This window comes from Rhodococcus koreensis (assembly GCF_900105905.1).
Lineage (GTDB): Bacteria > Actinomycetota > Actinomycetes > Mycobacteriales > Mycobacteriaceae > Rhodococcus_F > Rhodococcus_F koreensis.
Genome location: NZ_FNSV01000005.1, coordinates 400,463 through 424,394, shown reverse-complemented (window position 1 = coordinate 424,394; position 23,932 = coordinate 400,463). Strand labels below are relative to the sequence as shown.

Annotated in this window: 24 protein-coding genes and 5 pseudogenes; 17 read left to right on the top strand and 12 right to left on the bottom strand. The window is 67.5% G+C overall.

The genetic code is table 11. From position 1 onward, the window contains the following. Positions 1 to 152 precede the first annotated feature (152 nt). From BLV94_RS06210 to BLV94_RS06200, 3 genes are all read left to right on the top strand, one after another. Positions 153 to 467 carry a hypothetical protein gene (locus tag BLV94_RS06210; RefSeq protein WP_016881798.1) on the top strand — a complete coding sequence of 105 codons (315 nt, stop codon included), beginning with the start codon at positions 153 to 155 and terminating at the stop codon, positions 465 to 467. 58 nt (positions 468 to 525) lie between these two features. Beyond that, positions 526 to 1,305: a GAF and ANTAR domain-containing protein gene (locus BLV94_RS06205; protein ID WP_016881797.1), complete on the top strand. Its 780-nt coding sequence runs from the start codon at positions 526 to 528 to the stop codon at positions 1,303 to 1,305. A 106-nt stretch (positions 1,306 to 1,411) separates the two neighbouring features. Next, positions 1,412 to 2,002 carry an Rv1733c family protein gene (locus tag BLV94_RS06200; RefSeq protein ID WP_016881796.1) on the top strand — a complete coding sequence of 197 codons (591 nt, stop codon included), beginning with the start codon at positions 1,412 to 1,414 and terminating at the stop codon, positions 2,000 to 2,002. A 146-nt stretch (positions 2,003 to 2,148) separates the two neighbouring features. On the opposite strand, the gene BLV94_RS06195 is transcribed toward BLV94_RS06200, so the two are convergent. After that, positions 2,149 to 2,682 carry an STAS domain-containing protein gene (locus BLV94_RS06195; RefSeq protein WP_016881795.1) on the bottom strand — a complete coding sequence of 178 codons (534 nt, stop codon included), beginning with the start codon at positions 2,680 to 2,682 and terminating at the stop codon, positions 2,149 to 2,151. A 224-nt stretch (positions 2,683 to 2,906) separates the two neighbouring features. After that, the gene (locus BLV94_RS06190; protein WP_072951092.1) at positions 2,907 to 4,130 is read right to left on the bottom strand and encodes a L,D-transpeptidase; all 1,224 of its coding nucleotides are present in this window, start codon (positions 4,128 to 4,130) and stop codon (positions 2,907 to 2,909) included. A gap of 499 nt (positions 4,131 to 4,629) precedes the next feature. Here BLV94_RS06190 and BLV94_RS06185 point away from each other — a divergent pair, with 499 nt between their 5' ends. The 4 genes from BLV94_RS06185 to BLV94_RS06170 all read left to right on the top strand — a co-directional run bounded on the left by BLV94_RS06185 (position 4,630) and on the right by BLV94_RS06170 (position 9,462). After that, positions 4,630 to 5,232, top strand: a complete 603-nt coding sequence (locus BLV94_RS06185; RefSeq protein WP_072951093.1) for an Lsr2 family DNA-binding protein — start codon at positions 4,630 to 4,632, stop codon at positions 5,230 to 5,232. Positions 5,233 to 5,625: 393 nt separating this feature from the next. Continuing rightward, positions 5,626 to 6,597: a DUF8129 domain-containing protein gene (locus BLV94_RS06180; protein WP_072951095.1), complete on the top strand. Its 972-nt coding sequence runs from the start codon at positions 5,626 to 5,628 to the stop codon at positions 6,595 to 6,597. 413 nt (positions 6,598 to 7,010) lie between these two features. Further along, positions 7,011 to 8,477 (top strand): aminotransferase class I/II-fold pyridoxal phosphate-dependent enzyme, encoded by a 1,467-nt coding sequence (locus tag BLV94_RS06175; RefSeq protein WP_072951097.1) that lies wholly within the window; start codon positions 7,011 to 7,013, stop codon positions 8,475 to 8,477. A gap of 136 nt (positions 8,478 to 8,613) precedes the next feature. Then, positions 8,614 to 9,462: an SDR family oxidoreductase gene (locus tag BLV94_RS06170; protein ID WP_072951099.1), complete on the top strand. Its 849-nt coding sequence runs from the start codon at positions 8,614 to 8,616 to the stop codon at positions 9,460 to 9,462. A gap of 91 nt (positions 9,463 to 9,553) precedes the next feature. Here BLV94_RS06170 and BLV94_RS06165 read toward each other — a convergent pair whose 3' ends face one another. Then, positions 9,554 to 9,724 (bottom strand): hypothetical protein, encoded by a 171-nt coding sequence (locus BLV94_RS06165; protein WP_208613696.1) that lies wholly within the window; start codon positions 9,722 to 9,724, stop codon positions 9,554 to 9,556. Positions 9,725 to 9,741: 17 nt separating this feature from the next. Beyond that, positions 9,742 to 10,953: an IS110 family RNA-guided transposase gene (locus tag BLV94_RS06160; protein WP_072951102.1), complete on the bottom strand. Its 1,212-nt coding sequence runs from the start codon at positions 10,951 to 10,953 to the stop codon at positions 9,742 to 9,744. 508 nt (positions 10,954 to 11,461) lie between these two features. Here BLV94_RS06160 and BLV94_RS06155 point away from each other — a divergent pair. After that, complete coding sequence (locus BLV94_RS06155) at positions 11,462 to 12,796, top strand: IS110 family RNA-guided transposase (RefSeq protein WP_371851629.1); 1,335 nt, start codon at positions 11,462 to 11,464, stop codon at positions 12,794 to 12,796. Positions 12,797 to 12,848: 52 nt separating this feature from the next. Here the strand turns inward: BLV94_RS06155 and BLV94_RS49925 are convergent, their stop codons facing one another. From BLV94_RS49925 to BLV94_RS48465, 5 genes and pseudogenes are all read right to left on the bottom strand, one after another. Continuing rightward, on the bottom strand, positions 12,849 to 13,271 hold the full coding sequence (locus BLV94_RS49925) for a transposase (RefSeq protein WP_244163830.1): 423 nt from the start codon (positions 13,269 to 13,271) through the stop codon (positions 12,849 to 12,851). Next, on the bottom strand, positions 13,156 to 13,800 hold the full coding sequence (locus tag BLV94_RS06150; RefSeq protein WP_208613694.1) for a helix-turn-helix domain-containing protein: 645 nt from the start codon (positions 13,798 to 13,800) through the stop codon (positions 13,156 to 13,158). The genes BLV94_RS49925 and BLV94_RS06150 overlap by 116 nt, the downstream gene beginning before the upstream one ends. A 163-nt stretch (positions 13,801 to 13,963) precedes the next feature. Beyond that, a pseudogene (locus BLV94_RS06145) lies at positions 13,964 to 14,232 on the bottom strand (DUF7218 family protein). 30 nt (positions 14,233 to 14,262) lie between these two features. Beyond that, on the bottom strand, positions 14,263 to 14,505 hold the full coding sequence (mbp1, locus tag BLV94_RS06140; protein WP_072951729.1) for a microaggregate-binding protein 1: 243 nt from the start codon (positions 14,503 to 14,505) through the stop codon (positions 14,263 to 14,265). Positions 14,506 to 14,976: 471 nt separating this feature from the next. Beyond that, positions 14,977 to 15,183 carry a hypothetical protein gene (locus tag BLV94_RS48465; RefSeq protein WP_143051351.1) on the bottom strand — a complete coding sequence of 69 codons (207 nt, stop codon included), beginning with the start codon at positions 15,181 to 15,183 and terminating at the stop codon, positions 14,977 to 14,979. Positions 15,184 to 15,745: 562 nt separating this feature from the next. Between BLV94_RS48465 and BLV94_RS50535 the strand changes: the two are divergent. The 7 genes and pseudogenes from BLV94_RS50535 to BLV94_RS06100 all read left to right on the top strand — a co-directional run. After that, positions 15,746 to 15,934: pseudogene (locus BLV94_RS50535) on the top strand (gas vesicle protein); the annotation flags it as partial. 8 nt (positions 15,935 to 15,942) lie between these two features. Further along, positions 15,943 to 16,229 (top strand): annotated as a pseudogene (locus BLV94_RS50530) (GvpL/GvpF family gas vesicle protein); the annotation flags it as partial. 296 nt (positions 16,230 to 16,525) lie between these two features. Beyond that, positions 16,526 to 17,179, top strand: a complete 654-nt coding sequence (locus tag BLV94_RS49335) for a hypothetical protein (RefSeq protein ID WP_072948539.1) — start codon at positions 16,526 to 16,528, stop codon at positions 17,177 to 17,179. A 6-nt stretch (positions 17,180 to 17,185) separates the two neighbouring features. Continuing rightward, positions 17,186 to 18,748, top strand: a complete 1,563-nt coding sequence (locus BLV94_RS06115; RefSeq protein ID WP_072948541.1) for an SRPBCC family protein — start codon at positions 17,186 to 17,188, stop codon at positions 18,746 to 18,748. Continuing rightward, positions 18,745 to 19,128 carry a gas vesicle protein GvpJ gene (gvpJ, locus tag BLV94_RS06110; protein ID WP_072948542.1) on the top strand — a complete coding sequence of 128 codons (384 nt, stop codon included), beginning with the start codon at positions 18,745 to 18,747 and terminating at the stop codon, positions 19,126 to 19,128. Before BLV94_RS06115 ends, gvpJ begins: the two co-directional genes overlap by 4 nt. Continuing rightward, positions 19,128 to 19,904, top strand: coding sequence for a GvpL/GvpF family gas vesicle protein (locus tag BLV94_RS06105; protein ID WP_072948544.1), 777 nt, complete (start codon positions 19,128 to 19,130; stop codon positions 19,902 to 19,904). Before gvpJ ends, BLV94_RS06105 begins: the two co-directional genes overlap by 1 nt. A gap of 291 nt (positions 19,905 to 20,195) precedes the next feature. After that, on the top strand, positions 20,196 to 20,531 hold the full coding sequence (locus BLV94_RS06100) for a hypothetical protein (protein WP_072948551.1): 336 nt from the start codon (positions 20,196 to 20,198) through the stop codon (positions 20,529 to 20,531). A 316-nt stretch (positions 20,532 to 20,847) separates the two neighbouring features. On the opposite strand, the pseudogene BLV94_RS50525 reads toward BLV94_RS06100, so the two are convergent. After that, a pseudogene (locus BLV94_RS50525) lies at positions 20,848 to 21,108 on the bottom strand (helicase associated domain-containing protein); the annotation flags it as partial. Positions 21,109 to 21,466: 358 nt separating this feature from the next. Beyond that, positions 21,467 to 21,739, bottom strand: a pseudogene (locus BLV94_RS06085) (hypothetical protein); the annotation flags it as partial. 62 nt (positions 21,740 to 21,801) lie between these two features. Between BLV94_RS06085 and BLV94_RS06080 the strand changes: the two are divergent. Together BLV94_RS06080 and BLV94_RS06075 are read left to right on the top strand one after the other, a co-directional pair. After that, a complete protein-coding gene (locus tag BLV94_RS06080) occupies positions 21,802 to 21,987 on the top strand; it encodes a hypothetical protein (RefSeq protein ID WP_072948554.1) in 186 nt (61 codons plus the stop codon). Positions 21,988 to 22,106: 119 nt separating this feature from the next. Beyond that, positions 22,107 to 23,003, top strand: coding sequence for a glucose 1-dehydrogenase (locus BLV94_RS06075; RefSeq protein ID WP_072948555.1), 897 nt, complete (start codon positions 22,107 to 22,109; stop codon positions 23,001 to 23,003). A gap of 666 nt (positions 23,004 to 23,669) precedes the next feature. On the opposite strand, the gene BLV94_RS06070 is transcribed toward BLV94_RS06075, so the two are convergent. Continuing rightward, positions 23,670 to 23,888: a hypothetical protein gene (locus BLV94_RS06070; protein ID WP_072948557.1), complete on the bottom strand. Its 219-nt coding sequence runs from the start codon at positions 23,886 to 23,888 to the stop codon at positions 23,670 to 23,672. Between the last annotated feature and the right edge of the window lie 44 nt (positions 23,889 to 23,932).

Genomic DNA, 23,932 nt, shown 5'->3' with positions numbered 1-23,932 from the left:
GGTGACGGCGGAGCACGGCGGTGTCACCACCCCTTCGTTATCTTGCACAGAAGCAATAGATTTACTCCTCTGGTCGTCGTAGAATATGTCCAGAATTTCGTTGGATATCCGGGAGCGCAATGTCCCGGTTTCGAGCGGAAAGGGTGAGCGCCATGAACGATCCGTTGCACACCGTGCCCGAGGCCGATCGCCTCGAACAAGACCTGTCCGCCGATCCCGCCCTCGGTGCGGCCGGCCCCGCCGACTGGGAGGCAGACGCCACCTGGGATGCGCCGGAGGCCGACCGATTCGAGCAGACCCAACCGGTCAGCTCTGCCGAGGACCCGTGGCGTGCCGGGGGTCTCGAGACGGAATGGGATGTGCCCGAAGCCGACCGGCTCGAGCAGGCCACCACCGTCGCCTTCGACGACGAGGATCGAGACGAACCCGCCGGCGGGGCGGTGGGGTACGAGGTGGTGGAGGAATAGCTGTAACCACGCCGGCCCCGCCGGACGGCACCGGCCGGGCCGCGGAAAGGGGTGCGAGATGAGCGAGATCAGGACCGCGCCGCTGTCGCGGTCCGAGGCGGCGCACGCCCTCGACACCGTCACACAGGCACTGGCGGTGCTGCGGGACGAGACCGCCGCGCAGGAGCCGCTCGAGGAGGTGCTCGGGCGGCTGGCCCAAACGGCGGCCACCGCGGTGCCCGACGCGGACGCGGTCAGCGTCACCCATCTCGACGACGCCGGCCCGCGCACCGTGGCCCTGACCGACGACACCCTCGCCGCCATCGACGGGGACCAGTACGCCGCCGGCCGCGGACCGTGCCTGCAGGCCGCGACCTCACGGCACCCGGTGCGGGCGGTCGTCGGCGAACACGCCGACCGGTGGCCGGAATTCACCGCCGCCGCTCGGACCGCCGGAATCCGGGCGTATCTGTCGGTGCCGTTGATCGTCGACACCCCCGGCGAGGATCCGGGAGAGCTGGCGGGCTCGTTCAACGTCTACGCCCGCACCGCGGCGGCGTTCGACCCATTCGACGAGAAACTGATGCAGCTGCTGACCACCGCCGCCTCGGCCGCGATCAGCAACGCCCGCCGGTGGCGACGCGCGCAGAGGCAGGTCGAGCACCTCACCGAGGCGCTGACCTCCCGGGCGGACATCGACCAGGCCAAGGGGGTGATGATGGCAATGCACCGGATCGGCGCCGACGAGGCCTTCACCCGGCTGTCCGAGATCTCCCAACGCACCAACACCAAGGTCCATGCCGTCGCCCGCCACCTGATGGCCGAGTTCGCCAACCCCGAACACTCATCGCCGCTGTGAGATCCGGCAACGACTGCGTCGAGGCCACCGGGTGAGGGCGATCGCAGGATTGGGTGGTTCGGACCGAACGCCGAAGGCGCAGAGAGTTATTCGAAAGGGCAGCATCATGGCGGGGCGGGCACCGGATCCGGTGCGGTGGTGGCGGTTGCAGCCGTGCAGCCGTAACCCGTTGATGCGGGGCACCGATCGGGTCGAGGCGGTGGTGGTGACACTGGTGGTCACGGTGGTGTTGTTGCTGGTGCCGGTGTGCGCGGCGGTGGGGACAGAAACCTTCACCTCGCTGCAGCAGCAGAGCCGGGCGCTGGCGGCGCAGGCGCGGCCGGTCCCCGCGGTCCTGCTCGTCGACGCCGGTATCGATCCGCAGGCCGAACCGGCGGTGCGGATCATCGACACCGGCGCCTCGTCCTGGGCGCGGTGGACGGTGGACGGGCGTGAGCACACCGGACAGGTTCCGGCGCCACCGCAGGCGCGGGCCGGAGACACCGTCACCGTGCCGGTGGGACCGGACGGGGAACTCCTCGACCCGCGCGGTGGCACCGAGAATGCGGTGCTGGCGATCGCGGCGGCCTGCGGGTTGTGGGCGGCCCTCGCCGGCGCCGGCGGGCTGATGATCTGCGGGGTGCACCGGATGCTGGTCCGGTCCCGGCTGCGCGTGTGGGATCAAGCGTTAAAGAAGTTCGCGGAACCACCCCGCTGAGCTGCCGCTTCCCCGGTGTCCGGATACAGCCCCCAGGGGCTCACAAAGCCGTATCCGGACCGGATCGGAGAATGCACACCGACCCCACCTCCCGACGCTACGCCCCACCGTGTCGTGGCCGAACTCATCTCTCCCACCAGATGCGGTCATCCGACGGATGGGGTGGGCCGGCGCGCGCCGAACGGTCGGCGGCGCGGTGCGGCCGGACGGCCCGGCCTCGGCCGCACCAACTCCACCACGGACGCAGACCCGGTGTGGGCGGCGGTGAACGCGTCGGTGAGGGTGCCGAAGCACTGCACCGCATCGAGCCCGGCGTCGTCGAGGATGTGCCGCAGGGGTCCGAATGCGGCGACGGTCAGCCGGCTGCGTTGCTCACGGAGCCGGGTGCCGGCGTCGGCGAGGACGGCCAGTGCGGCGCAGCCGACGAACCCGGCGGGCAGCAGGTCGACGACGGCGCAGCGCCCGCGCAACACGACCTCGTCGAGGCAGGCGGCCAGAATCGGTGCGGTGACCGCGTCGAGGTCGCCGCTCACCCGGAGCACGATCGGGCCGCCGACGGGTTCGTCGACCTCGAGGGCGAAACCGCCTTCGTCGGGATCGGCCTGGTCGAAGAACGCGGTCTGCGACAGGGCAAGCCGCAGATGCTGCGGGCTGTCGATGACGGAACGAAGATAGACCATGGAAGGTGCTCCCCCGGGTGAGCGGGCGGGAGCGGAACCTGGTGGGGAGAGCTCCCCCCGCCGAGGTGGGCGGGCACCCGTCCGCGATGGTGGGTGGACTGCCGGGCTGGTGTCTGAACCTGCGCCCTTGACGGTAACCGGATCGGGGCGGTCACGAAACCCCCAACCGCAGCCTGATCGCACGAGCTGCTCCTGCGACGGACACGACCGCCCCGGTCTCCTCGTCAGTCCAGGGCGCTGCCGGCCTGCCACTGGGCCCCCGGCAGCGACCAGTCGCCGTTCTGCCACAGCTCGAGCGGTGCGCCGCCGGTGCCCCGGACCTCGACGACGTCGCCGGGGACGGAGAAGTCGTAGAACCAGCGGGCGTTGTCGGGGCTGAGGTTCAGGCAGCCGTGTGAGACGTTGGTGTTGCCCTGGGCCCAGATGGTGTCGGCGAGTTCGTGGAGGTAGATGCCGTCGTTGCTGATGCGGGTGGCGTAGTTGATCGTTTCCTTGTATCCGAGGCGGGAGTTCACCGGCAACCCGTAGGTTGAGGAATCCATGATGACCGGGTTGGCCTTGTCGATGACGGTGTAGATGCCGGGTTGGGTCCAGAACGAGAGGGTTTGACCGCCTACGACTTCGGTGCCGCCTCGGCCCATCGACGTCGGCATCGTGCGGACCACTTGGCCGTTGTCGGTGACGGTGACCTGTTTGGTGGTGTCGTCGGCGACGGAGATGTGGGCGTCGCCGATGGTGAACGAGGTCTGCGCATCCTCCTGGCCGAACAGGCCTTCGCCGAGCGCGAGGCCGTAGACGTCGGCACGAACGGTGACCTGGGTGCCGGGTGTCCAGTAGTTCTGGGGCCGCCAGTGCACGTTCTGGTCGTCGGCCCAGTACCAGGAGCCGGCGACCGGGGGTGTGGTCTCCACGTGCAGGGCTTTCTCGGCGGCGGCGCGGTCGGTGATCGGTTCGTCGAAGTGGGTGACGATGACGATGCCGACGCCGAAGGTGCCGCCGTCGGCGAGCAGGTTGCCGCCGGTGGTGACGAAGGACGGCATGGTTTGGTTGCCGGGGGTGACCGTCGAGAACGTGCTGGTCTTCTCGCTCCGGACGCCCTGGTCACCGACGGCGGTGACCGCGACGGTGTAGGTGCGGCCGTAGCCGAGGGGTACTCCCGGTTTCCAGGACAGGCGGTCGGGAGTGAAGATGCCCTCGACCACCCGGCCTTCGTCGTTGGTCATGGTGACCGTCGCGAGGGTGCCACCGATGGTGTTCACCGATACGGGTTCGAGCGGGTTGACCGCGGCGACGCCGTCGGCCGGTGACACGGTGATCTCCGGTCCCGGCGGCGGTGTGGCCGGTCCGGCGGGTTGGTCGGTGGAGGGTGCGCAGGCCGCGGCCACGACAGCGAGCAGTAGGACTGCGAGGACGTGGACGAGGTAACCGGGACGGCGACGGGCGGGCATGGCACTGATTCTCCCGTGCGGACGGGTCCGCGCGGGTGCAGTCGCACTGCGACGGCGGTCACCAGAGCAGCAACGGGGGCGTGCTCGCTGGTCGAACTGCACCGCGAGCATTGCGCCGAGGTGAGCACGGCGATCGAGGCTGCGGCGACCCCCGCATCCGGCCGCATCTGAAGGCGCAGCCCCCGCCGCTACACCGCCACCGGAAAGCCCATCACGTCTGTGCGGGCCGGAGGACGGGAGGCCCGGTCCCCGCTCCACCGCACCACCTCCGGGCTGCTCTGTGTCAGCGCCGACGACGTCATCGACACTGACCTCCGAGGTGTTTCTCGGCATCGGCCGCGACCACCCCGAAAGGGCGTCGTGTGCCGATGATTAAGCGCCTCTGGCTGGGGTACGCACGGCTTACGCACCCCCGGCGAGCACGGTCCACGACGCACCTCGCCGCCCGCCGACACACTGAGGTGCGCGGACGACAACTCGGCGACTGTGGGTGAGCGCGATGAAAACCAGAGGTCGATTGGTCGCGGCCGTCGGGGCGGGATATTTACTCAGGGGCTGGACCGCGAAGCTTGCCCGGTCCCCGGAGGTCGCCAAGCTCGGCGAGACCATTCGGGGCGAGCTGATGACCTCCGTGAAATCCGCGGCGGTCACCGCGGTCAGCTCGGGTATCGATTCGCTGCACAGCCGGCTCCTGCCCGGCGGCGAGAACCTCGCGGAGAGTGAGAGCAAGGAGGCCGGCACCACGCGGAGGTCGAGCGTGAACCGCGACCAACCCGTCGCCGCGGCGGACGAGCGCGAGGACGAGCCTGCCGGTGACGAGTCCACCGAAAACGAGAACGTGTCGGACGACGGAGAGCTACCGGAGGACGAAGGGGAGACGCAGGCCGCGGAGACCGGCGAGACCGATAAGCCCGAAACGACCGAGAAGTCCGGGAAGCCCGAGCAGGGGGAACGGCCACGGCGCCGTTCCGGTATCCGACGGCCCCGGGACGCAGGCACGGCCAAGGAAATCCGGGAATGGGCCCTCCAGCACGGCTACGACATCTCCTCGCGCGGCCGTATACCCGCGAACATCGAGCACGCCTTCCGGGACGCCCACTGACGACCGAGCCGTGGCCGACGAATGGCGCGCGGGCGCGGCGCCCTCCGCTGAGCGAAGAACGCCACCACCACAAGGCGACTCGGATTGACGTACAGGCGGCAGCCGGGAACACCGCCTCGGCGTCCCTTCACCACGGAAATCGCGGGAACGGCCGGGCACCGAGCATGCCCGCACTCCGCTGGCGGCCCCGCGAACGTGCCAGTCTGACACCGCATTCAGCGGCCTGGTCGGTGGTGGTCGCAGATCCGGGGTGAGGCCCTGGTGAACAGTTGCCGAACTCCCGCTGTTCCAGCGGCGTGGGCGGCTTACCGCACGGCGCGGCGGGGTAGTCGCGGAAGCGGTGCATGGTGCACCGACCCGATGCCGTCACATGCCGAAGGGGCGAAAATCCGTATGAGCACATCGAATACATCGACGACCATGACCTTGCTGGCGCAGCTGCGCACAGTCCTCGACCTGACCCACACCGAGATTCAGCTCGCCGAAACCCGCACCGTGCAGGCCCGGACCGAGGCCGTGCGCCGGGAGCTGTCCGAGAACGTCGACCACGCCCGGGCCCGCGCCGAGGCGATCGAGTCCGCCATCCGCGAACTCGGTGGCGTTCCGGAATTGGTCGGCCCGTTCCTCGGGCGGGCCGCCGCCGCGGTCAAGGCGATGGTCGAGCAGGCTCAGCCGTTCGACGAGGCCCTGCTCGGCGATCTCACGCTCGAACACCAACTCCTCGACCGCGCCCGCTATATCAAGGCCCTCGCCGTCGCGGCCCAGAAGAAGGATGTCGAGAACCTGGCGTTCCGGCTGATCGCCGCGCACTCGGCGACCGTGGACTGGCTGACCACCGTCCTCGCCGAGGATGCCTTGGGCGGGCCGGCGGCACTGCGCCGCACCCCGCTGCAGGCGGCCGCCGGGACCGCGGTGCGGCTGGTCAACGCGCCGGTCTCCTGGTCGGCGCGCGGCCTGGACCGGGCCCTCGACACCGTCCGCGCCACCCCACCGGCGCTCAGCGAGCTGCTCAGCCGGGGTGCGCAGGCGGGCGATGTCGCCGTGAAAACCCTGGCCGGGTCCCGCGACGCCGCCCTCGAGACCGCGGAGCAGGTCACCCGCCGCGAAGGGGCCGACGGGGTCGCGGACGTGCTGCATTCAGCCCGAACCGCGGCCGGGGTCCTCGAACCGGGGGAGCTGCCCATCGACGGGTACGACGACCTCACCGTCGCGGAGGCGGTCGCTGCAGTCAAGGAATTGGCCGAGCCGGCGGAGGTGCGCGCCATCGTTGCCTATGAGGAGGCGCACAAGAACCGGCAGGGTGTCGTCTCGGCCGCGCAGACTCGCCGGGCCGCGATCGCCCAGGAAGTCGCCGGCCTCAGCTGACCGGGGCCGTTGTCGTCGCCGGCCCGAGCAGGGGTCGCTCGCGTCGCGTGTGTCACCCACCGGATCTTCCCGGGGGATCCGGCAGCGGGCGACGATCAACGGCACCGTCCGCCGACGGTGAGCATCCGGCCAACGGTGAGCATCCGGCCAACGGTGAGCATCGCAATGGTGCGGTCGGCAAAGGGCAAGGGCAGAAGGGGGACGAGACTGCACCGGGCGACGTGGAACGGGTGGGCGTGGGCTGCGGTAACGGCACATCGGGGATCGCGAACGGGTTCAGGTTTCCGGCATGTGTTTCCGTGCGGCGGTAGTGCGAATGGGACCCCGACGGGGCGGTGCCAGCGGGGTGGGGACCCCGATTTCGGGTCTGGAGGCGGATTTCGGGTCTGGAGGTGGTGGGTACCCGCACCCGTATGGATCAGTCACATGCACCGTTGTTGGAGGCGCTGGCCGACTACCACCGCCGTGACCGGTACGGGTTCACCCCGCCCGGGCACCGGCAGGGCCGCAGCGCCGACGAACGGGTCACGGAGGTGCTCGGGATCGACCCGTTCCGCTCCGATGTGCTTGCCGCCTCCGGTCTGGATGACCGCACCTCGAGTAATCGCTATCTCGCCGACGCCGAAGACCTCATGGCCGAGGCGGTGGGCGCCGATCGGGCGTTCTTCTCGACCTGCGGAAGTTCGCTGTCGGTGAAAGCGGCGATGATGGCGGTGGCCGGTAACGATCCGGGCGGGCTGCTCGTGGGCCGTGATTCGCACAAGTCGATCGTCGCGGGCCTGATCTTCAGCAGGGTCACACCGCGGTGGATCACCCCGCGGTGGGACGAAGAGTTGCATTTCTCCCACGCGCCGTCCCCGGAGCAGGTGCGCGCCGCCTGGGAGGAGCATCCCGATGCCGCCGGTGCCATCGTCGTCAGTCCCAGCCCGTACGGCACCTGCGCCGACATCGCCGCGATCGCCGATGTGTGTCATCAGCGGGGCAAACCGTTGATCATCGACGAGGCCTGGGGAGCGCACCTGCCGTTCCACGACGACCTGCCGACCTGGGCGATGGACGCGGGCGCGGACGTCTGCGTCGTGAGCGTCCACAAGATGGGTGCCGGATTCGAGCAGGGATCGGTCTTCCACGTCCAAGGGAATCTCGTGGACGGTGCCCACCTGTCCGCGTGCGCCGACCTGCTGATGACCACCAGCCCCAATGTGATGATCTACTCCGCCCTGGACGGGTGGCGAAGGCAGATGGTCGAGCGCGGCGCGGAGCTGCTGGGATCTGCCCTGTCCCTAGCCCGCCGGACCCGCGGGCGCATCGACGACATCGATCGGCTCGACGTCCTCGAGGACCGCCTGTTGGGCAAGGAGGCCTGCCACGACCTGGACCGTCTGCAGATCCTGATCGACGTGAGCGCGACCGGTGCCACCGGCTACCAGTGCGGCGACTGGCTGCGCGCCCATTGCCGGGTGGACGTCGGCATGTCCGATCACCGGCGCATCCTCGCCACCATGTCCATGGCCGACGACGAGGACACCACCGACCGACTTATCCGCGCCCTCACGGAGATGAGTGCCGCTTCCGCCTCCTTCGAGCCGGCACCGCACATCGATCTGCCCCGCCCCGACGACCTGCAGCTCGAATCCGTCCTGGCGCCGGGTGATGCGTTCTTCGGGCCGTCGGAGATGATCGCCGCCGACGATGCGGCCGGGCGGATCGCCGCCGAACAACTCACCCCGTACCCGCCGGGGATCCCGGCGGTCGTGCCCGGCGAGCGACTCGACACCGCCGTCATCGACTATCTGCGCACAGGACACGCCGCGGGCATGGCCGTGCCGGACGCCACCGATTCGACCCTGAAGACGGTGAGGGTCGTCGCGCACCGGTGACATCGGGTACCGCGAAGACGGATGAGCCGTCAGCGGACTGGGGCATCGGCCTCTTGCCCGGCCGCGGGCTCCCCGATTTGCCTTCCGATGGGTCGGGTACCCGACCGGGTGACCGTTCACCGGATCGGAGAGGTGCATGAGCGAACACACCCCACACACCATCGACTACCCCGGTCGCACCTCGGAGATGGCCGAGGAACCGCAGGACGAGATGCGCGCGTACCGGGGCAACGACTTACTGAAGGGCAAACGGGCGCTGGTCACCGGCGGTGACTCGGGGATCGGCCGCGCCGTGGCGGTGGCGTTCGCGAAAGAGGGCGCCGACGTGGCCATCGCCTACCTCGAGGAGAGCGACGACGCGGCCCACACGGCCGAGTTGGTCGACAAGCAGGGGCGACGCTGCCGCACCTTCGCCGGCGATCTGGCCTCGCCGGAGCACTGCCGTGACGTGGTGGCCCGCACGGTCTCGGAACTGGGTGGGCTCGACATCGTCGTCAACAATGTCGCCTACCAACAGCCGGTCGACGACTTCCTGGAGCTGTCCGAGGAGCAGTGGCGGCGCACGTTCTCGGTGAACATCGACAGCTATTTCCACGTGAGCAAGGCGGCGGTGCCGCATCTCGGCCGGGGCTCGGCCATCATCAACACCGGCTCGGTCAACGGGTTGCGCGGGAACAAGTCGCTGATCGACTATTCCGCGACCAAGGGTGCGGTGACGGCATTGACGTACTCGTTGGCGCAGACCCTGCTCGGCCGCGGAATCCGTGTCAACTGTGTGGCACCCGGGCCGGTCTGGACCCCCTTGATCCCGGCGACCATGGACGAGGAGAAGGTCGCGGACTTCGGGAACCAGGCCCCCTATGGGCGGGCCGCCCAGCCCGACGAGATCGCCCCGTCCTACGTGTTCTTCGCGTCCGGTCTGCTGTCGTCGTACTACTCCGGGGAGGTGCTCGCCCCGTTGGGTGGGGAGACACTGCCGGGTTGATGTGGGGGACACTGCCGGGTTGACGCCAGTGGCAAAGGTGACGGCTTCGACGGACAGTTGGGCTAGTGCGTTGGCCATGAACGTTCACCGGTCAGGCCGCTGCTGTACACGCCCGTGGTCGGCCCCAGCGTTGTTGGCGTTCGCTGCGGACGCGGGCGCGTTCTTGGCGTTGTGCTGCGAGGATGTCAGGGTGGCGGGCGTTGACGTTGCGCCAGCGCAGGTAGTCCTGCAGGCGCCGGGCCAGAACGGTGTGGTTAGACATCCCAGGGCTGTAACTTGTCAAGCAGCCCGGATGGTGCGGTGGTCCCACCCGATGTGTTCGTCGTAGCGGGTGCGGTGTCGGAGGCAGCCGTGGAGGATGCCGACGAGGCGGTTGCCGAGGGCGCGGAGGGCTTGGTGGTGCAGGTCGCCGGCGTCGCGTCGCTGGTCGTAGAACTCGCGGGCGCCGGGACTGGACGACAGTGCGCAGAACGCCCATTGGTCGATGGCGTCGTAGAGACGCCGGTTGCGGACGTGGCGGGCGAGCACCGCGCGTTTCTTGCCGGACGCGACCGTCAAGGGTGAGGTTCCGGCGTAGTTTCTGCGAGACTTGGCGGTGGTGTAGCGGTCGGGGTCGTCCCCGAACTCACCGAGCACCCGGGCGCCGAGCACATAACCAAGTCCTGGCAGGGAGCGGTAGATGTCGGCGTCCGGGTGTGCCTCAAAATGTGTTGCCAGTTCGGCCTCGAGTTCGGTGATCTGCCGGTTCAACTCGACGATGAGACCGACCGCCGCCCTGGTGGTGGCGGCGAACGCGGCGACGACCGGCGCCGGCGCGGCGAGTTGCTCGACCCTCAGCCCGGCCTGGATTTCGCGGGCCCTGGTGTCGAGGTTGCGTTGCCGACCAGCTTTTTTGAGGGCGGATCGGATCGCCGGCAGGGTCAGGTGCGCGGCCTCGGCGGGTGTCGGGGCGCGACCGAGCACGGCAAGGGTGTCGCGGTCGTGCAGGTCGTCGAATACCTCCAGCGCGGCCGGGTAGTACTCGCGCAGCGCCGAGCGCAGCATGTTGGTCTGCCGGGTGCGGGCCCAGATCAGATTCTGGTGTCCGCGGGCGAGGACCTTGATCGCCTCCGCGTCCGGGCTGTCGCCCGCGATCGGGCGGTGGTTGTGCCGGTCCGTGCGCACCAGATCCGCGAGCAGTTTGGCGTCACCGGCGTCGGACTTCGCGCCCGAGACGTGGTGGCGGTCGCGGTAGCGGGCGGCCGCGAGGGGGTTGACCGGGTACACCTGGTACCCGGCGGCGGTCAGCGCCTGCACCCACAGGCCGCGGTCGGTTTCGATGCCGACCACGACCTGACCTGGGTCTGCGGCGTGCTCGGCTATCAGTTCGTGCAGCGCGCGGATGCCGGCCAGCCCTTCCGGTAGCCGACGCGCCGACAGCCGCCTTCCCGTGTCATCCATCAGGTGCACGTCGTGATGTTGTTCGGCCCAATCGTCTCCAACGAAGATCATCGATCGCCTCCTTCGGTTCACTTATTCTGGTGAAACCTGTTCGAGCCCAGAGGCACCCGGCGGCTACCTAATGGATCAGTGCTCGCGGCACGACACCCCATCAGCGCTATAGGTGACCTCACCGACCGGCCGGGGCACGATCTAACCCTAGGAATCGACCCTCACTCCCGGGTCTCGCGGTGCTCACCGGCCGGCGGCTCGGTGATCAGCTTCCCCTTCCGGATCCGTTACCTGTCGAAGGCTCGCTGATCGACTCCCATTAGCCACCTATCCTCCCGGGGACGCCTCGCAGGCGCGAAAATGGGATCGGGTCGCCTGCCGACGCCGACTTTCCCTTGAGCCTGAGCTCGTTCATTAGCCTGGCGCCGCGGCCCCGACCTGGAAGGGTCACGCATTGTTGCTCCGAGCACGCCGGTCAGAATTTCGGTTCCCTTGACCGAGGCCCCCAGGCGGCCCGCCGTTGTGTATGCGTGTGGGATGCGGAAGGAGGACAACAGAAGTGAATTCATTGCCGGAACAGATTCCCGATGCTGAGCACGAACTGGTGGTCGAGTGTGTGTGCGCCATCGACGTGGCCAAGGCCTCGGGCAAGGTGTGCACCCGGACACCGGATCCGAGACGACCAGGCCGGCGCGGCAGCACGGTGTGGGACGTCTCGGCCACGACTGCCGCGATTACGGATCTCGGCGAGCAGCTGGTGGCGGCGGGGATCGAGAGGATCACCGTTGAATCGACCTCGGACTACTGGCGGATCTGGTTCTATCTGCTCGAATCGGCCGGGTTGACGGTGCAGCTGGTCAACGCCCGCGATGTGAAGAACGTGCCGGGACGCCCGAAAACGGACAAGCTCGACGCCGTGTGGCTCGCCAAACTCACCGAGAAAGGTCTACTGCGGCCGAGTTTCGTCCCGCCGCAACCGATCCGGCAGTTGCGCGACTACACCCGGCTGCGGATCGATCTGACCCGTGATCGCACCCGCTATTGGCAACGACTCGAGAAACTGCTGGAGGACGCGCTGATCAAGGTGTCGTCGGTGGCTTCCAGTCTGGGTACCCTGTCGGTGCGCGACATGCTGGAGGCGCTGATCGCGGGCGAGCGTGACCCGCGGCGGCTCGCCGGTCTGGCCCGCGGCGCGATGAAAGCCAAGCACAACGCCCTCGTCGAGGCCCTCACCGGCCGGTTCGACGATCATCACGCCGAGCTGGCCCGGATGCTGCTCGACCAGATCGACACCCTCAACGCACAGATCGCGAGGCTCACCACCCGCATCGACGACCTGCTGGTCACCAGCATCGACGAGCCCGGTGACACGGTGCCGGCCGACGGCCACGACGCGGCGCGCGGCGGGTCTGGACTCACTGTGATCGAGCGGCTCGACGAAATTCCCGGCGTCGGGCGTGGCGCCGCGCAGATCATTCTCGCCGAAGTCGGACCGGACATGACAGTGTTTCCCACGGCTGCGCACCTGGTGTCGTGGGCGAAACTGTGCCCGCGCACCATCCAGTCCGGGCCGATCCAGCGCGGCGGTCGAACCGGCAAGGGCAATCCCTATCTCAAGGGAGTGCTCGGCGAGGCCGCCGCCGCAGCCGCCAAAACAAACACCTTCCTCGGCGAACGCTACCGGCGAATCGTCAAACGTCGCGGCAAGCTCAAAGCCCTCGTCGCCGTCGCCCGCTCCATCCTCGTCGTGGTCTGGCATCTGCTCATCGACACAAACGTCCGGTTCCACGACCTCGGCGCCGACTATCACACCCGCCACATCAACACCGAACGCAAGCTTCGCAGCCACCTCGCCCAGCTCGCCGCCCTCGGCTACCGGGTCACCGTCACGCCCGCTGCCTAACCCAAACACATACCTTCACAAACTGATCCGGCTCCGCAAGCTACGCCGGATGCTATCGCCTGCCACCCACCTTCGGCATTTTCCGGTCAGGGTGGTTCGAATCGCCCATCACGAATGTGCGCAACGGTCCGAACTGGGCCTCGATCGGGTTCGCCCAGGACGCGTTGGTCGGCGTGAAACACCGTTCGACGTTGTTTTCCGCCGCCCAAGAACGGATTTTGGGTGTCTTGTTCGCCGAAAGGTTGTCCAGGATCACATAAACCGGCTCGCCGTCGGGGCGCGCGGCCCTGATCGACTTGAACGCGGCCAGGCTGTGATCGCCGCCCTTGCGGCGGCGAGTCACACCCCACAGCTGGTCGTCACCGAGGCTGTAGCAGCCGTGGAAGTACCGGATTCCGTGGGTACGGCGGTAGGTTGCGGGCAGCCGATGCGGCTTGGACTGCGGTGCCCACGCCGATCCGTGGCAGGGCCGGATCGACAACGGACCGAACTGGTCGAACGCGAAAGCACCGGTCCGGGTGCTCGGTGGTGACCTGCTCGATCCGGTCCAGTTTCGCCTCCTTGTCCGGGTCGGTGGACTCTTTCCACGTGCGGGTGCGCTGGAACGTGATCCCACGCTCACGCAGGATCTGTCGCAGCCGCTCGCGCCCGATCCCAACGACCCGGGCCGGGTTGTCGGCCAGGTAGGCGGCGAGTTTGCGCAGGCTCCAGTGCGTGAACGGCTGTCCGAGCTTGGCCGGGCGCGTGGTGGCCGTCGTGACGACGAAGGCGATGTCGTCATCGGTGATCAGGCGGGGACGACCTCCCGCCCACCGAGGGTCCAGCGCGGCCAGGCCTTTGTCGTTGAACGCGTGGATCACATCCCGCACGGTGTCCTCAGCGGCGGCCACCAGCCGCGCGATTGCCGGCACCGGTGTCCCGGACGCCGATGCCATGATGATCATGGCCCGGCGCACCCGGATCGCCGACCCCTTGCCGCGACGCACAATCTGTTGCAGCCGCATGCCTTCCGCATCGGTCAATCGACGCGCTCGAACCGGTTCCGCCACAAACCACCCCACACTCTCGACAGCTACTACTGCCCTCGAGAGTGCAACAATCCCCGGACATACCGCCGGATTCTCAGCGGTGTGTCACCCACCCCGGCCAACGTTCGTGGTCAACGCACTAGTGATTGCGCAGTTCGTCGATGAGATCCTTTTTGTTCAGCTTCGAATAGCCTTCCAAGCCCAGTTCTTTCGCCCGTTTCTTCAGCTCGTTCACCGTCCAGTCCTCGTAGGATGGGGATTTCCCGCCCGTCTTTCCGACATTCTGCGGCCGCGATTGGCTGCCGCATTGGAGATGCGGGCCGCCTTCTCCTTGGAATCACCCTTCTTCCGCAATTCCTCGTACATGTCCTGGTCTTTGAGCTGGGGCTGCGAATCTTTGCGGGCCATCTGGTGTTCCTCCCATCGAATAGCCCGTGGCTACTTGTCCTGTTCGGCGCGCTCGCGTTGTTCGTGGACACCGGCCTCGGCGCGCGCCTTCTCGGCCGCTGCTTCCTTGTCCGCTGCCTCTCGTTGGGCGGCAGCCTTGTCCTGCTGTGCCTGTCCCTCCCGGGTCAGGTCGTCCTGGCCGGTGGCCGCGCCGGCGGCCTCCTTGGCTTTTCCCTTCACGTCTTCGACCACACCTTTGACGGCTTCGGCGGGACCGGACTTGTCGTCAACCATGGGTTTTGCCTCCTCGTCGGTGAGTAACGTGCCTTCGTTTCCGACGCCTACCCGCGTGCCCGGCACATCAAACGACGAAGTCACGGCACGACGTCGAGGACAGTGACCCGTTGCGCCGCGATCCGGGGTAACCCGTATGAAAGAACATTTCGAGGCGTGTCAGGTGGCCAGCCACAGACGTCGCCGCGCGACGGCCTTCATGCGCTCGAGCAGGTCGGGGCGCAGGGGAGCGGGCGGGGGACAGTTCCAGATACTCGGCCAGGTGCGAAGAAGAACGCGGCGGCGTCCATGCCGAAGTCGGCCCACCGCACCGGAGGATTGGTGCCGATACGCTCCGCGACGGTCGTCACCGGCAGCGGCCCGATGGTCGCGGTCGCCGACGTCGGCGCATGCGCCCTGTCGGTGGGTATCAAATACTGGTGAACCCGGGCTCGGCACCTTCCCTGCCCCGTAGAGCAGGTGAGGCATGTTCTATTCAGGCAGTCCGATCTCGCGAGCGACTCGGTCGATTATCGGGTCGTCGTCGGCTGCTTCTGCCACCTGCCGGTGGAATTCTTGGAAGCGTTCGTGACGCTCCTTTGGTTCACCGCTCTCTGCTGGGGGCGCGAAGTCCGGATTGGTCGGGTTGATCATCAGTTCTAACTGGGTGAGTACCTTCTGTTTCTTCGTTGCGCTCACAGTTGTCCTCCCTGTCCCGTGGATCTGAGGGTACCTGCGATGCAACCGCGCGACTGGTGTCGAAGGGTGGAGCGAGGGGGCGGGATTTTCAGTGGGTGATCAACCGTTTGCCCGAGTGCTGATCTCGCAGTGTGGGTGTGGTCGTCGTTCGGCCGCCCCCCACTTTCCATTCCGTCGCGCCCGAGCCAAGGATCGGAGGCCTGGCTGGGTTGGGACACCCCTGGTCGACTTCTGCGGAGATCGAGCAAGCCTTCCGTGCCGCTCATGACATGCCTCGTCTTCGTCTATTCACGGTACGCAGGTCATCATGCCTGATGAGGTCGGCCTGTTCCTCACGTGAGACGTGTGGGAGGGGTTCGTGAGGTTGCGGAAGGGCCGCACGCGGCCGGGGCGGGGTGGGCGAACACTCGGCCTCGGCGCGTACGACGTCGGGCGCCCCGCGGCCGAAGGGGTTAGCGACCGAAACCGGGGCTGGCTGCCCCGGTAGGTCTGGGCGAGCCCGGGACAACGTACTGTGCGGGTACCCAGATCTGGGTAGGCTACGCCGGATTCGCCGCAGGCCGCCGACGCGGCGAACCGGCTCGCGATCGGCAGCGAACCGGAGGGCCTGACCGACCTTGTCTCCGACGTCAAGGGCAGCGGCAGCACCAAATCCAAGACCACGGGTGTCCTCGAGGGCGAGTCACTCGGTGAGCTGCTCGGCGGCTCGGACAGCGAACGCGAACACGCACGCCGCCGGAAAGAGACATGACTCCCGCCGGCGACACGGCAGCGGCGAAGTGGGAGGCGGACACCCGCACCACCGTCGAGGCACTGTCCCCGCTGACCGACACCGTCACCGTCCGTGACCCACCCACGACGAGGGCGCCGTGCAGATCGCGGTCTTGCTCGAGGTGGCCCGGCAGGACGAACTCGAACAGGCCGTCGGGGGGGGGGGGGGGGGGGGGGGGGGGGGGGGGGGGCTGTTCGAACGCTGGGACAACCGGGTCACCCTGCGCCTCCTCGGGCCGATGGCGCCCGACGACTTCATCGTCGCCCGCACATAGCCTCCCGCCCGATCTACCAGACGTAGGTGCGTCACCCGGGTCCCTGTGCGCGATTGCGACCCCGATGCTCCCCGGTACCACGATCGGCACCGGCACACGCCCGTCGTCGCACGCAGGATCCACCGACCGGTCGGGTCGTTTCGCGGCCGAACTGCGGTGTTGCGTGGGGCGGCCGATTGAGTGGCCCCGCCCCGGGGTAGTCGGCGGAATGCGCCCCCCACCGCGCAGGATCCGCTCACAGACCGACGTCGGCGCCGAGGTGCACCACCACATCCACTCGACGAAGGGGTTGGGCGATGACAAGCAAGGGCCAGATGGTTATGGCCGTGGGTGCCGGGTACATGTTGGGCCGCACGCACAAGATGAAGCTGGCGCTGATGCTCGCCGGGTTCGGGGCCAGCAGACGGTTTCCCGGCGGGTCGCTGGGTGTTCTCAACGAGGGCCGCAAGCTGCTCGCCGATTCCCCCGAGGTCGCCAAGCTCGGTGCGACGGTCCGCAAGGAATTGATGAATGCCGCGAAGGCGGCCGCGGTGACCGCGGCCAGCCAGCGCATCGACTCGCTCAACACCCGGCTGCAGTCGGGTGAGGACGTCCTCGGCGGCCTCGGCGAGGCTGCGGGCGGGAAGAAGAAGTCGAAGCGGGCCCGGGACGAGGAACCCGAGTACGAGGACGACGAGGAGTACGCGGACGACGAGGAGTACGCGGACGACGAGGACGAGGGCGACGACGAGACCGGTGACGACGATTCCGAACAGACGTCCCGCGCCCGCAGGCGGCCGGCCCCGCGGCGCCGGTCCACGGGTAGCGGAAGTTCCCGGCCCACCCGATCCCGGTCGCGGTCGACGAAGGATGACGATGACGATGACGATGACGAGTTGTCCCGGGCCCGCAGGACGCGGGCGAAGGCGACGACCGATTCCATACCCGTACGACGACGCACCCGGAAGTGATCAGCGATGACCTCGAATCTCGACAGTGCAGCGAAGAAGCTGCGCCAGAACGTCTCCGGTGCGTCCGGTGAGGCCGCATCGGTGTCACCGCTGAAGAAGGCGGCGCAGGGCCTGCTCGGCACCGTGACCGACAAGGCGATGTCCACCGTGTCCGACAAGGTGCAGGGTGCCGCCGGCCGACTCACCGACTACGCCGAGGGCGGCGGCGGAAGCCTGCTGTCCGCGGTCACCGGCAAAGGCAACGGCAACGGCAACGGTGACGATGACGGTGACGGGGACGGGAAGGGCGACGGCAAGTCACTGTTCTCCGGGCTGACCGACAAGGTGAAGGAGACGGCGTCGGATGTGAAGGACGCGGTCACCGGCGGCGGTGGTGGCGGTAAGGGCAAGAAGCTCAAGTTGACCAACATCGTCGAAACGATCGATGTCGGTGTCCCGGTCCAACTTGCCTATAACCAGTGGACCCAGTTCGCCGACTTCCCCTCGTTCATGAAGAAGGTCGAACGAGTCGAGCAGGAAGCGGACGAAAAGCTGGAGTGGAAGGCGCAGATCTTCCTCTCGCACCGAACCTGGGAAGCGTCGATCATCGAGCAGGTCCCGGATGAACGGATCGTGTGGCGCTCGAAGGGTGCCAAGGGGTACATCGACGGTGCGGTGACGTTCCACGAGGTGACCCCGGATCTCACCCGCATCGTTCTGATTCTCGAGTATCACCCGAAGGGGTTGTTCGAGAGGACGGGAAACCTGTGGCGTGCGCAGGGTCGGCGAGCGCGCTTGGAGTTGAAGCACTTCGGTCGTCACGTCATGACGCAGTCCGTTCTCCATCCTGACGAGATAGAGGGGTGGCGCGGAGAGATTCGGGACGGCAAGGTTGTCGAACCCGAGGAGGCCGAGAACAACAACGAGGAACCGGCCGACGACGAAGAGCCGCAGGACCAGGACGACGAGACCGGCGAGTACGAGGAGGAAGAACCGGACGAAGAGCCGGAGGAAGAGACGGACGAGGAGCCGGAAGAGGAGACCGGCGAGTACGAGGACGAGGAGCCCGAGGAGGAGCCGGAGGACGAGTCCGGCGAGTACGAGGAGGAAGAACCCGAGGAGGAGCCGGAGGACGAGTCCGGCGAGTACGAGGAGGAAGAACCCGAGGAGGAGCCCGAGGACGAGTCCGGCGAGTACGAGGACGAGGAACCGGAGGAAGAGCCGGAGGACGAGTCCGGCGAATACGAGGAGGAACCCGAGGAAGAGACCGCTGAGGACGAGGCGGAGGAGGAGGAACCCGAGGAGGACACCGCTGAGGAGGAGACGGAGGAGGAAGAGCCTGAGAAGGAGGAGCCCAAGCCGCGCCGCCGTCGTCCCGAGCCGCGCCGGCGTCGTCCCCAGAAGACCGCTGCAAAGAAGACCCCCGCGAAGAAGGCCGCAGCAAAGAAGACCCCCGCGAAGAAGGCCCCCGCGAAGAAGGCCCCCGTGAAAAGGGCCGCAGCTAAGAAGACCCCCGCAAAGAAGGCCCCCGCGAAGAAAACTGCCGCGAAGAAGGCAACACCGCGGCGGAGGACAGGAGCACGCGCATGACCACGGCAGGTGGACCCAGCTCGAGCAGTCTCGCCGACGTCATCGACACCATCCTCGACAAGGGCCTCGTGATCGACGCGTACGTGCGGGTCTCGCTGGTCGGCATCGAATTGCTGACCATCGACGCCCGGGTCGTGGTCGCGAGCGTGGACACCTATCTGCGGTTCGCGGAGGCGGTGAACCGGCTCGAGATCGGCAGCGAACCGAAGGGGCTGTCCGAGATCGTCTCCGGCGCCACCGAGGGCGGTGCCAAGCACAAGACGAAGGGTGCGCTCGAATCGGCGGGCGACAAGCTCGGCGGCCTTTTCGGGGGCGGGGAGGAAGAGGAAGAACCGGAGCGGGAACGAGTCTCGCGCAAATCGACTCGAGGTGACCGGTGATGGCCACCTCGGAGCAGACGAAGCAGACGACCGGTGTGTATGTCTACGGCATCGTCCCGGCCGACGTCGAGGTCGCCGAGGATGCGACCGGGGTCGCGGACGGCACCGTGGAGGTGGTCACTCATGGTGACATTGCCGCCCTGGTGAGCGGACTGTCGGTGGACCGGGCGCTCGGCAAACCCGGGGACCTGCGGGCGCATGCGGACCTGCTGGACGGGGTGGCCGGGGTGGCGCCGGTGCTGCCCCTGCGGTTCGGCGCGGTGCTCAGCGACGCCGACGCCGTGCAGGAGGAACTGCTCTCGGCGCACGCGGACGAGTTCGGTACTGCTCTCGAGAAATTGGAGGGCAAGGCCCAGTACATCGTGAAGGGCCGGTACGTGGAGAAGGCGATCCTGCGGGAGATCCTCGACGAGGACGATCAGGCGTCGGCGCTGCGCGAGGAGATCCGCGACAAGTCGGAGGACGCGGGACGGCAGGCGCGGATGGCCTTGGGAGAACTGGTGAGCAACGCGATCGTCGCCAAGCGGGAACAGGACACCCGCAGGGTCGTTGAGGCGCTCGATGACCTCGCCGCTTCCGTGAACGTGCGCGAACCCACGCATGAGGAGGAGGCCGTGCAGGTGGCGATCCTCGCCGACGTCGAGCGGCAGGACGAGCTCGAACAGGTGCTCAGCGAGCTGGCCCAGGACTGGGACGGGCGGGTGGAGATGCGCCTGCTCGGACCGCAGGCGGCGTACGACTTCGTGGTCGCCCCGAAACCGGAGGGGCAGAGCTGAGGCATGGGTCTGCTCTCGTTCATCGTCACCTTGCCACTGCAACCGGTCAAAGGAATGTTCATCGCGCACCTCGGTGCGGACGCTTCCCCCGGCGGCGACTTACGGCTAGGGCGCAGCTGAGGAGCTGCGGTGCATCAGATTGGCGGCGTCGACGTTTCGTCGCGCTTGGCTCAACCAATCTGATGCACACGGAACGGCGTCCTGTTGTCGCAATCCTCCAGGTAAAGCAGCACGCGCCATCGGCGCCCTGATCCGGGAGCCCGCATCAGATTTGCTGCGTCGTGCATCAGATTGACCGCCGACGGCATCAGCTCCAACCGAGCGTATTGGATTCTGCGCGACGGGAACATCGACGTGTCGGCATATACGCGCCAATCGCGGGACCAACCAAGTGAGCGCATCGTTCTCGAGTACGTGGGCACTTACGCCCAGGAGGGAGCGCTCGGTCAACTCACACCAGCGTTCACACGCCAGTTGGCTGCGGTACTGAATGCCGCGGCCGACGCGGCCGAGACCAGCAAAATACCGACCGCATCAACGGATCCTGGCAAGTCACCGATGACGAGTGCGTCGGTGCAGGTCGGCCAAGTACGGGCCGACAACAATCCCCGCGTGAACGCACGGTGAAGGTCGAAGCTATCGACGGAGATAAGGCACTGTGCCGCGTCCTTGCCGCACCTTTGGACTATCCGGAGAGTAGAACGGGCCACACCACAAGGATTTCCGTTCGACGATTCAAGCCCACGAGTATCGGCTACCGCCTTATCCGCGACGCGGATGGGCCCCTTCTCGAGGAAGTGTGACGTTCCGGTGATTGGGATGTGTCCGGGCCGACGTAGCTCGATGCGCGGTTGCTCACCGCATGCGTGCTGACTTGGTGCGCCGCGGTGGCGTGCATCGAACGAACTGGCGGGAAGCGGCGCACGTGCTCGATTCGGCCGGCACGGTTTCGATCCTCCTCGGCCGGTGGCACGGCAGGGAGCGGTGCGCTGTCATCGGTCCACACGAAGCCGATCGAATCGAGTTGCGTAATGCGTTGCGGCGGTAGGGTGCCGAGCATGCGGGCCACTCGCAGGCGGTCCTGCCAGCGTCCCAGTCGGCCGCATTCGGTGACGTAGTCGGCGGGCATCACGATTGCGGGGTGACGGCGGTGAAACTCGGCGTAGAGCTGCAGAGGTGAGGCCGCGGACCGGTGTGCTCGCATCGAGATCACATCCTGAGGAATGCCGTCCCGTATTGCCCGGTAGTCGTGAAGTCAACTTATGCCCGCCTCTGTGACGATCTGTCACGGAAGTCGACGCGTGTTGGATGGCACCTTGTGCACAGGTCGTGACAACTGGTGGAACCAGAAGCTGATCGACAGCTCGAAGGACCATTCCGCGGTCGCGCACGCGCACCGGCCCGCCGGGATCGGTGGCTGCCCCCGGTGCAGGGAAGCGCCCGCCCCGTTCTGGTGTTGGCCTGATCACTCCAGCCTGTGCCCGCAGCGATCTCGGTGCGCCGTCGCCGCCGGGCGGTCATGTCGTAGTCACGGGGTCGAGCCGGGAATCGTGCGGATCGGGTCACAGGTTCCAGAGTCGGAGCCGCGCGGCCCGCAGGCTGGCGGAGACGATGCGGTGGTCGGTGCGCAGCCGGGGACCCGGGTGCTCGAGGTCGGCGAGCAGTACTTCCGCGTCGGTCACCGCGATCGGCTCCAGGTCGACTCGGGTCCGCAGGTGGTACGCGACCGCTGTGCGGGTGTGGGGATCGCGACCGGGTCGGAGTACACGACCGCGGGCGGGTGAAGCCATTTCGTTGTCGGCGGTGACCTGGAGCAGGACGTCGCCTTGCTGGAGCGACGGTATCCGACCGTCCGTCTCGTCGCTTAACCCTGCCCGTTCGTGGGCATTCGGACGGCATGGCTACCTATCGAGTACTCGATCCCACCGGCACCGTCGTCGAGATCAAGGACATCGAGAGCGCGGATCACGCGCATGCCTGGTTCGTCGACGTCCGTGCCGACAACAGTGAACTCGGCTGGCGGATGGAAGTGCAGCACACCGACGGGTGGTCGTTCTTTGACGACACCGAGGGCGCCTCCTAGCGTGATCGTCCTGCGGCAGAACAATTCCGGCGCTGCGGACGGTCCCGGCACCGGATGCCAGGGCCGCTGTCTTCGAGTGGCCCATGTGATTTCCTAACAGACCGAGAAAGGGTACGAGAATGGCCGACCAGTACGCGCGCCAGGATCCCACCACCCAGTACCCTGCTCCCGATCGTGAAAATCAGCCCGAATTGCAGCACCCGGGACTGACCTCCCAGATGGTGACCGTCCCGGATCACGGCGAGAAAACCTATCGAGGAAGCGGCCGCCTCGACTGCCGCCGGGCACTGATCACCGGCGCGGATTCGGGCATCGGACGTGCAGTGGCACTTGCGTTCGCGCGTGAGGGCGCCGATGTCGTCGTCAGTTGTCTCGACGCCGAGGAGCCGGATGCACAGCAGACGAAGCGATTGGTGGAAGCAGCCGGCCGGCGCGGCGTCGTCGTAACCGGGGACATCACCTCGGAGGAGCATTGCCAGACTCTCGTGGACCTGACGGTCCGTGAACTCGGCGGTCTGGACATCCTCGTGAACAACGCGGCCTTCCAAATGGTCCAGACGGGCGGCATCGCGGACATCACCACCGAGCAGTTCGACCGCGTCCTGCGCACGAACCTCTACGCGCTGTTCTGGTTGTGCAAGAAGTCCCTGGCGGTCATGGAGCCCGGATCGACCATCGTGAACACGTCGTCGATCCAGGGGATGAACCCTTCACCCGGCCTCCTCGACTACGCCACCACGAAGGCGGGGATCATCGATTTCACCAAGGGACTGGCCGCCGATGTCGCCAACCGCGGTATCAGGGTCAATGCCGTGGCGCCGGGGCCCATCTGGACGCCGTTGATTCCCGCGACCATGCCGGCCGACGGTTACCGGCACTTCGGGGACGACGTGCCGCTGGGAAGGCCCGGCCAGCCGGCGGAGCTCGCGTCCGCCTACGTCTTCCTCGCATCCAACGAATCCAGCTACATCACCGGAGAAGTGCTCGGCGTCACCGGAGGGACGCCCTTCACCTGAGGCCTGTGCACCGGACGGCCGAGACGAGATCGCCATCGGTACAGGCTGGGTAGAAGTAGGTCGTTCTCCGTCGCAATCGGTTTCCGGCCCCCGAGGTGAGCTGGCATTCGCGGTGGCGCTGAAAGTCTCGACCAGTCGATCCGGTGATCGACGTCGTTTCCTCGCGTCCCTCTGACCAGCCGAAGTCGTTCGTGGCGGGTCCTCGGACGCGGCCGGGACTCGACTTCGTCGGTGCGGCGAGCGGGGTGCCCGGCCTCGGTGGGCGTGGTCATCAGGCCGCGGGTGGCTCGCCTCACAATGTCGGCACCGTCGGTGCCCTTGGGCGGCGTCGAGGGAAAGTAGCCAGTCGATCGAGCGCTGGTCGCGGGCGCCCGATGCCGGGCACCGCACCACGCGGCGCCGCGAGTCCGGTGTCTCCGCCAGCATTTGTCGTAGCCCTTGGCTGCATGTACTTGCGCACGCAGATGGTGGCGGCGCCTCGGTGTTCCATCCACGCGTCCTGGTCGCCACCGGGCACATCGAGTTGCACACCTATGGTGGACTCGGGTGCCGGAGCGAACCCGTGCGAGGTGAGCATACGGAGGTGAGCATATGACGGTCGCCTTCGGTGGTGACCAGAGGAACCTCATGGGCATGGCAGACGTTGTCGGATTCGGGCCGATCGGTTCAACTTGCGTGCGGGGGGAGATCCCGATTCCGGGGGCGCTTGGTCTCGGGCGGAACCGGCGGCCGGGTCAGTGATTCCCGGGACCGGCGCAGGGTTTCGGACATCACTCGTTGCCACCACAGATCCAGCGGACTCGGATCCGGCCACCGGATCGGGTCGTCGTCGACTCCGATATCGGGGCCGCGGCCGTGGTCGGGGTCTTCGTTGATGTCAGGCACGCTCTGTATTTCCTCTCGGTCGGACGCATCCGGGTCGACTGCGC

What these genes read in the sequence shown, in the direction of transcription:
- BLV94_RS06210 (WP_016881798.1), top strand. Translation starts at nt 153, where the DNA reads ATGAACGATCCGTTGCACACCGTGCCCGAGGCCGATCGCCTCGAACAA.
- BLV94_RS06205 (WP_016881797.1), top strand. Translation starts at nt 526, where the DNA reads ATGAGCGAGATCAGGACCGCGCCGCTGTCGCGGTCCGAGGCGGCGCAC.
- BLV94_RS06200 (WP_016881796.1), top strand. Translation starts at nt 1,412, where the DNA reads ATGGCGGGGCGGGCACCGGATCCGGTGCGGTGGTGGCGGTTGCAGCCG.
- BLV94_RS06195 (WP_016881795.1), bottom strand. Translation starts at nt 2,682, where the DNA reads ATGGTCTATCTTCGTTCCGTCATCGACAGCCCGCAGCATCTGCGGCTT.
- BLV94_RS06190 (WP_072951092.1), bottom strand. Translation starts at nt 4,130, where the DNA reads ATGCCCGCCCGTCGCCGTCCCGGTTACCTCGTCCACGTCCTCGCAGTC.
- BLV94_RS06185 (WP_072951093.1), top strand. Translation starts at nt 4,630, where the DNA reads ATGAAAACCAGAGGTCGATTGGTCGCGGCCGTCGGGGCGGGATATTTA.
- BLV94_RS06180 (WP_072951095.1), top strand. Translation starts at nt 5,626, where the DNA reads ATGAGCACATCGAATACATCGACGACCATGACCTTGCTGGCGCAGCTG.
- BLV94_RS06175 (WP_072951097.1), top strand. Translation starts at nt 7,011, where the DNA reads ATGGATCAGTCACATGCACCGTTGTTGGAGGCGCTGGCCGACTACCAC.
- BLV94_RS06170 (WP_072951099.1), top strand. Translation starts at nt 8,614, where the DNA reads ATGAGCGAACACACCCCACACACCATCGACTACCCCGGTCGCACCTCG.
- BLV94_RS06165 (WP_208613696.1), bottom strand. Translation starts at nt 9,724, where the DNA reads ATGTCTAACCACACCGTTCTGGCCCGGCGCCTGCAGGACTACCTGCGC.
- BLV94_RS06160 (WP_072951102.1), bottom strand. Translation starts at nt 10,953, where the DNA reads ATGATCTTCGTTGGAGACGATTGGGCCGAACAACATCACGACGTGCAC.
- BLV94_RS06150 (WP_208613694.1), bottom strand. Translation starts at nt 13,800, where the DNA reads ATGCGGCTGCAACAGATTGTGCGTCGCGGCAAGGGGTCGGCGATCCGG.
- mbp1 (WP_072951729.1), bottom strand. Translation starts at nt 14,505, where the DNA reads ATGGTTGACGACAAGTCCGGTCCCGCCGAAGCCGTCAAAGGTGTGGTC.
- BLV94_RS49335 (WP_072948539.1), top strand. Translation starts at nt 16,526, where the DNA reads ATGACAAGCAAGGGCCAGATGGTTATGGCCGTGGGTGCCGGGTACATG.
- BLV94_RS06115 (WP_072948541.1), top strand. Translation starts at nt 17,186, where the DNA reads ATGACCTCGAATCTCGACAGTGCAGCGAAGAAGCTGCGCCAGAACGTC.
- gvpJ (WP_072948542.1), top strand. Translation starts at nt 18,745, where the DNA reads ATGACCACGGCAGGTGGACCCAGCTCGAGCAGTCTCGCCGACGTCATC.
- BLV94_RS06105 (WP_072948544.1), top strand. Translation starts at nt 19,128, where the DNA reads ATGGCCACCTCGGAGCAGACGAAGCAGACGACCGGTGTGTATGTCTAC.
- BLV94_RS06080 (WP_072948554.1), top strand. Translation starts at nt 21,802, where the DNA reads ATGGCTACCTATCGAGTACTCGATCCCACCGGCACCGTCGTCGAGATC.
- BLV94_RS06075 (WP_072948555.1), top strand. Translation starts at nt 22,107, where the DNA reads ATGGCCGACCAGTACGCGCGCCAGGATCCCACCACCCAGTACCCTGCT.